Origin of the sequence: Paracidovorax sp. MALMAid1276 (assembly GCF_049198005.1) — a bacterium.
Classification (GTDB): Bacteria; Pseudomonadota; Gammaproteobacteria; order Burkholderiales; family Burkholderiaceae_C; genus Acidovorax.
This window is the reverse complement of record NZ_JBMIRS010000151.1, coordinates 1-6,006: the sequence shown is the minus strand read 5'-3', so window position 1 is coordinate 6,006 and position 6,006 is coordinate 1. Positions and strand designations below refer to the sequence as shown.

Annotated in this window: 6 protein-coding genes; all 6 read right to left on the bottom strand. The window is 68.9% G+C overall.

The window, feature by feature from the left end:
* Positions 1-214: hypothetical protein (locus ACOQFS_RS10160; protein ID WP_421562760.1), on the bottom strand; the 214-nt coding region annotated here is incomplete at its 3' end.
* A complete protein-coding gene (locus ACOQFS_RS10155; protein ID WP_421562759.1) occupies positions 211-1,011 on the bottom strand; it encodes an enoyl-CoA hydratase/isomerase family protein in 801 nt (266 codons plus the stop codon). The genes ACOQFS_RS10155 and ACOQFS_RS10160, both read right to left, overlap by 4 nt.
* A 187-nt stretch (positions 1,012-1,198) precedes the next feature.
* Positions 1,199-2,389, bottom strand: a complete 1,191-nt coding sequence (locus ACOQFS_RS10150) for an acyl-CoA dehydrogenase family protein (protein ID WP_421562758.1) — start codon at positions 2,387-2,389, stop codon at positions 1,199-1,201.
* 56 nt (positions 2,390-2,445) lie between these two features.
* Positions 2,446-4,065 (bottom strand): acyl-CoA carboxylase subunit beta, encoded by a 1,620-nt coding sequence (locus ACOQFS_RS10145; RefSeq protein ID WP_421562757.1) that lies wholly within the window; start codon positions 4,063-4,065, stop codon positions 2,446-2,448.
* Entirely contained in the window at positions 4,062-5,039 is a 978-nt protein-coding gene (locus tag ACOQFS_RS10140) for an SDR family oxidoreductase (RefSeq protein WP_421562756.1), read from the bottom strand. The genes ACOQFS_RS10145 and ACOQFS_RS10140 overlap by 4 nt, the downstream gene beginning before the upstream one ends.
* 7 nt (positions 5,040-5,046) lie before the next feature.
* The gene (locus ACOQFS_RS10135) at positions 5,047-5,802 is read right to left on the bottom strand and encodes a TetR/AcrR family transcriptional regulator (RefSeq protein WP_421562755.1); all 756 of its coding nucleotides are present in this window, start codon (positions 5,800-5,802) and stop codon (positions 5,047-5,049) included.
* Positions 5,803-6,006: the final 204 nt, after the last annotated feature.

The following is a 6,006-nucleotide window of genomic DNA, read 5'->3' as shown; positions in this document are numbered from 1 at the left end:
GCTCCATCGCCCGCCTGCACGCTGCGCGTGCACGGGCAATCTGCATTGCCATGCCCGCAACACGACCGTCCCGGTGATGCATTCGGCGTTTTTGAATCTCAAACACCCGTTCGGGCTGAGCCTGTCGAAGCCTTGCGCGGCACTTCGACAGGCTCAGCGTGAACGGCTTCAGGCGGGTCAATACGGGTCCCGCAACGTTGAGGCCTGCATTCACGGCTTTGCACTCCAGGGCGGCGCCTTGCGCGCGGCAAACGCTGCCAGCCCTTGCGGCGCCTCGGGGCCACGCAGCGCTTGCGCAAAGGCATCGGCTGCATCGTCCAGCAGCGCGGGCAACGGCGTTTCGGGCTGGGCCAGCAACAAACGTTTGGTAGCGGCTACGGCCTGCGGCGCTGCGGCGGCGTGGCGCGCGATGGCGGCCTCCACAGCCGCATTCATGTCGCCCTCCACCAGGTCATCGACCAGCCCCCAGCGCTGGGCGGCAGAGGCATCCCAGCGCTCGCCTGTCAGCAAACACCGCCGCGCCGCAGCAGGGCCCAGGCGCCGCACCACAAACGGCGCGATCTGCGCGGGCACGATGCCCAGCGTGACTTCGGGCGTGGCGAACTGCGCGCTGGTGTGGGCCAGCACATGGTCGGCGCAGCACACGAGCCCAAAGCCGCCGCCCATGGCCGCCCCCTCCACCGCCACGATGAGCCACTGCGGCAGCGCACACAGGGCCTGCAGCAGCGCGCCAAAGCGGCGGTTCAACGGCACCAGCGGATCGGCGTCGCCTGCCGCCAGCGGCTGGCCGATTCCACCCAGGCTGCCGCCCGCGCAGAAATGCCCGCCCGCACCGCGCAGCACCACGCCACGCAGGTCGGCATCGGTTGCAGCATGCTCACACGCGGCCAGCAGGGCATCCACCATGGCTTCTGACAGCGCATTGCGGCTGGCAGGGTCGTTCAGCGTCCAGGTTTCCACACAACCGCTGGGCAGCGGCACGCGGTCGATGAGCAAAACAGCAGCGGTCATTTGCGTGTTCCGTGGCTCGCACGCAGCGGGCGGACTTCACTCCCTCGCCCCTTGCGGGAGAGGGCGGGGGAGAGGGGGTCTCTGGCTGGGGCGCGGCGCAAGCTCACCCCCTCTCCCCAACCCCTCTCCCGCGAGGGGAGAGGGGCAAGGCCGCGCATGCTGCGCATGGCAGGAAAGCTGCTTCCCCTCATACGGGCCGCTTCGCAATACCCATCAGCTTGGCCAAAATGCCCAGCATCACCTCGTCCGCCCCACCGCCGATGGACGCCAGCCGCCCGTCGCGGTACAGGCGCGAGACCTTGTTTTCGAGCGTGTAGCCCATGCCGCCCCAGAACTGCAGGCAGGTGTCGGGCACCTCGCGGTTCAGGCGCCCGGCCTTGAGCTTGGCCATGCTGGCCAGCTCCAGAACGTCCTGCCCGTTCACGTACAGCTCGCAGGCGCGGTAGGTGAGCGCCCGCAGCGCCTCGACCTCGGTTTTCAGCTCGGCCAGCTTGAACTGCACCCATTGCTGGTCGGCCAGCGTGGACCCGAACAGCTTGCGCTCCTGCGCCCACTCGATGGTCCAGCCGATGCAGTGCGTCAGCGATTCGAGCGCGCTGGCAGCACACCACAGACGCTCTTCCTGGAACTGCTGCATCTGGTAGATGAAGCCCTGCCCCTCGGCCCCGATGCGATAGCGCTGCGGCACGCGCACCTCGTCGAAATAGATCAACCCGGTGTCGCTGCTGTGCATGCCGATCTTGCGGATCTTCCGCGCCACCTCGATGCCAGGGCGCAGTCGGCCGCTGTCATCGCGCATGGGCACCATCACCAGGCTCTTGTTTTTGTGAGGACTGCCGCCCGTCACGCTCTGGCCGTCGCCCGTGTTGACCAGCATGCACATCCAGTCGGCCTGCAGGCTGTTGGTGATCCACATCTTCTGGCCGGTGATCACATAGTCGTCGCCATCCTTGCGCGCCACGCTCTTGATGCCCGACACATCGCTGCCCGCCGCCGGTTCGCTCACGCCGATGCAGCCCACCATGTCGCCCGCAATGGCCGGGGCCAGAAAGTTGCGCTTAAGCTCCTCGCTGCCGTAGCGGGCCAGCGCGGGCGTGCACATGTCGGTCTGCACGCCAATGGCCATGGGCACACCACCGCAGTGGATGTGGCCCAGCGTCTCGGCCATGGCCAGGCTGTACGAGTAGTCCAGCCCCTGTCCGCCGTATTCCTCGGGCTTGCACAGGCCCAGTAGGCCCAGGTTGCCCATCTTCTTGAAGACCTCGTGCGCAGGAAAGATTTCGGCCGCCTCCCATTCGTCCACATGGGGATTGATCTCCTCGTCGATGAAGCGCTTCAAGGTTTTCTGGATCTCGCGGTGCTCGTGGGTGAACTGCATGGTGCTGGTCTCCGTGGTGGTGTGTTGTGAGCGAGGGAGCCCTGACAGTGCTGGTGCTACATGCGTGCCACCCCGAACTGCAAGGGCCGGGTGGTGCGCGCGGCGCCTTCGGCAATCGTGTCCAGGCAAAAGGCCAGCACCGCCCGCGTGTCGCGCGGGTCGATCACGCCATCGTCCAGCAGCAGGCCGCTGGTGGTGAAGGCATCGGCCTGGGCCTCGAAGAGCGCCACGATGCGATCGAACTGCGCCTGCGATTCGGCCGGATCGGGTGTGATGCCTTTGCGCGCCAGCGCGGCCTCGGTCACGATCCGCATGGTGCGCGCGGCCTGCTCGCCGCCCATCACGGCCGTGCGGGCACCGGGCCAGCTGAACAGAAAGCGCGGGGCGAAGGCCCGGCCGCACATGCCGTAGTTGCCCGCGCCAAAGCTTGCGCCGCACTGAATGGTGATCTGCGGCACAGTGGCGTTGGTCACGGCCTGGATCATCTTGCTGCCGTGCTTGATCATGCCGCCCTGCTCGCTGTCCGTGCCCACCATGTAGCCCGTGGTGTTCTGCAGGTAAACGATGGGGTGGCCCAGCTGGCACATCCACTGGATGAAGTGCGTGGCCTTGTTGGCGCCGGCCACGTCGATGGGCCCGTTGTTGCTGATGAAGCCCACGGCATGGCCCTGGATGCGGCCCTGCGCGCAGACGGTGGCCGCGCCGTAGCGGGCCTTGAATTCGAGCAGCTGCGAGCCATCCACCAGCCGCGCGATGACCTCGCGCATGTCGACCGGCTGGCGCAGGTCGTCGGCCAGCAGCGCCAGAAGGTCGTCGGCGGGCAGCGTGGGGGCCGGCGCGGTCGCCCCGGCGCGGTGCGCTGCGGCCCAACCCAGCTGGGCCACCACGTCACGCGCCAGGCCCAGCGCCTCGCGGTCGTCCTGCGCCAGATATTCGCCCAGGCCCGAGACGGCGGTGTGCATCTCGGCGCCGCCCAGCTCTTCTTCCGTCGCGATCTCGCCCGTGGCAGCCTGGAGCAGCGGCGGCCCGGCCAGAAACGCGCGCGAGCGGCCCTGCACCATGATGACCACGTCCGACAGGCCCGGCATGTAGGCCCCGCCGGCCGTGCCCGAGCCGTGCTGCACCGTGATGACCGGAATGCCCGTCGCCGACAGCCGCGCCAGGTTGCGGAACAACGCGCCCCCGTGCACAAAACCCTCCACGCGATAGCGCAGCAGGTTGGCCCCGGCGCTCTCCACCAGGTGGACGAACGGCAGCCGTTCGCGCAGCGCGATCTCCTGCACGCGCAGGATCTTGTCCAGCCCCATGGGCTGGATGGCGCCGGCATCGATGCCCGAGTCGCTGGCCACCACCATGCAGCGCACGCCGCTGACGACGCCGATGCCCGCGATCACGCCGCCGCCGGGCACGGACTCGTCGCGGTTCTTCACATCGTGCAGAAAGCCCGCCAGCGCGCACAGCGGCAGCCAGGGCGCGCCCGCATCCAGCAGCAGAGCCACGCGCTGGCGGGGCAGCAGCTGGCCGCGCTTGTCGAACTGCGGCTGCGCGCGCGCCGAGGCGGCAGCGGCGCGGTCTTCCAGCGCACGCAGCGCATCCAGCCGGGCCAGCAGTGCGGCCCGGCGGTGCTGCGCCTGCGGCGCGCCGGGGTTGAAGCGCGAGACAAACGCGGCGGTCATGCAGATTCCTTGGGCGCATAACCGTCGGGATGGTCGGCGCGATGGTCGGTGGCGTGTGCAGGCGCTGCAAACACCTGCGGCACCTGCGCGCGGTGAAAGCCGTCGTAGGGCGCCACCGCAGCGCGCTGCTGCACGGCCGCATCCGGCACGCGCATGGGCCAGCCCATGCGCACCTGGGGCCGCGCGCCATCCACCCGCAGGGTGGTGCCGCTGATGAAGCTGGCCGCCGGGCTGAGCAAGAACGTAACGGCGGCCGACACCTCGGCCTCGTTGCCAAACCGGCCCAGGGGCACCGTGCGTGGCATGGCGCGCAGCAGGTCGGCGGCTTCGGGCGGGTAGTGGTCCATGCCGCTGGACGCGATATAGCCCGGCGCCACGGCGTTGACGCGCACGCCGCTGTGCGCCCATTCGAGCGCCGCGGTTTCGGTGAAGCTGACCATGCCGGCGCGCGCCGCGCCGCTGTGCCCCATGCCCGGCATGGAGCCCCACATGTCGGCCACGATGTTGACAATGGAGCCGCCGTGCGAGGCCATCCACTGCCGGTAGCATTCCCGCGCCACCAGGAAGCCGCCGGTGAGGTTGGTGTGCAGCACCGCCTCCCAGCCCTTGGCGCTGATGGATTCCAGGGGGGCCATGAACTGCCCGCCCGCGTTGTTGACCAGTCCATCGATGCGCCCCTGCTTGGCCAGCACCTGCTGCACCAACAGAGCCACGGCGTCTTCCGCGCGGATGTCGCAGGCCTGCCACGACGCCGCACCGCCGTCTGCGGCGATCTCATCGGCGACGGCTTGCAGTTTGTCGGGATTGCGCCCCACCAGCACCACCCGGGCGCCCAGGTGCGCCAGTTCGTGCGCCGTGCACCGGCCGATGCCCGAGCCACCGCCGGTGACCATGATCACGCGGCCATCGAACAGGCCCGGCGCAAAGACCGAGCGGTAGGCAGAGCCGGAGGAAGACAGCAGTGTCGCTTGCATGGATTGATCAGGCCTTGTGAATGAACAGCGCCATCGCCTCGTCGGTCAGTTCATCGAGCGACTTGCCGGGCCGACTCTTGCGAGGCGCGGCGAACCATTGCACCGCCCAGTTGAGTGCGCCAAAGATGAACAGCCGCGCCACGTCCGGGTCGGCCTGCAGCGCTTTCTGCCGCGCGAGGGCCTGCAACGTGGGCATCCATGCCGCTTCGTACGTGTCCTTCACGCGCGCGATGCTCTTGCGCTGGGCGGGCGTGAGCGATCGCCATTCGTAAAGCATCACCGGAATGAAGCCGCTGTGGGGCCCGAGCAGCACCTCGAAGTGGTGGCGGATGAGCACGCGCAGCCGCGCACGCGCGGTGGCGGCGGGCGTGCCTTGTGCCACGGCATCCAGGGCCGCCTGCTGGCTTTGCACGGCGGTGGCCATGCCTTCGTTCATCACGGCATAGAGCAGCGCGCTCTTGCTTTCGAAGTGGTAGAAGGGCGAGCCGCTGTGCATGCCCACGGCGGCGGCGATGTCGCGCGTGCTGGTGGCGGCAAAGCCCTTGTCGATGAACAGCTGGGCGGCGCTGTCCATGAGCTTGCGGCGGCGGTTGCCGTCGTCGAGTTCTTCGGCGGTCTTGCGGGGGCGGCCACGGGGGCGGCGCGGGGTGGGGGGTGCTTCTTCTGATGCAGGCAGCACGGGCGCTGCGCCCGGGCGCGCGTGCGCCGGCGCCGGAGTGGCCCGGGAGGAGGAGGCGCGGGGGCGACGGACGGGGGGTTCCATGGGGGCACGATAGCAAAGCGTGTTATTTTTAGCAAGCAAGTGCTTTGTAAAAATCGTGCGTTGTGGACTTGGGGAGTTGGACGAAGCCGGTGCGCTTACCCCCATCCGTTCGGGCTGAGCTTGTCGAAGCCTGGGCGCCTCCCCCATCCGTTCGGGCTGAGCCTGTCGAAGCCAGGGCGCCTCCCCATCCGTTCGGGCTGAGCC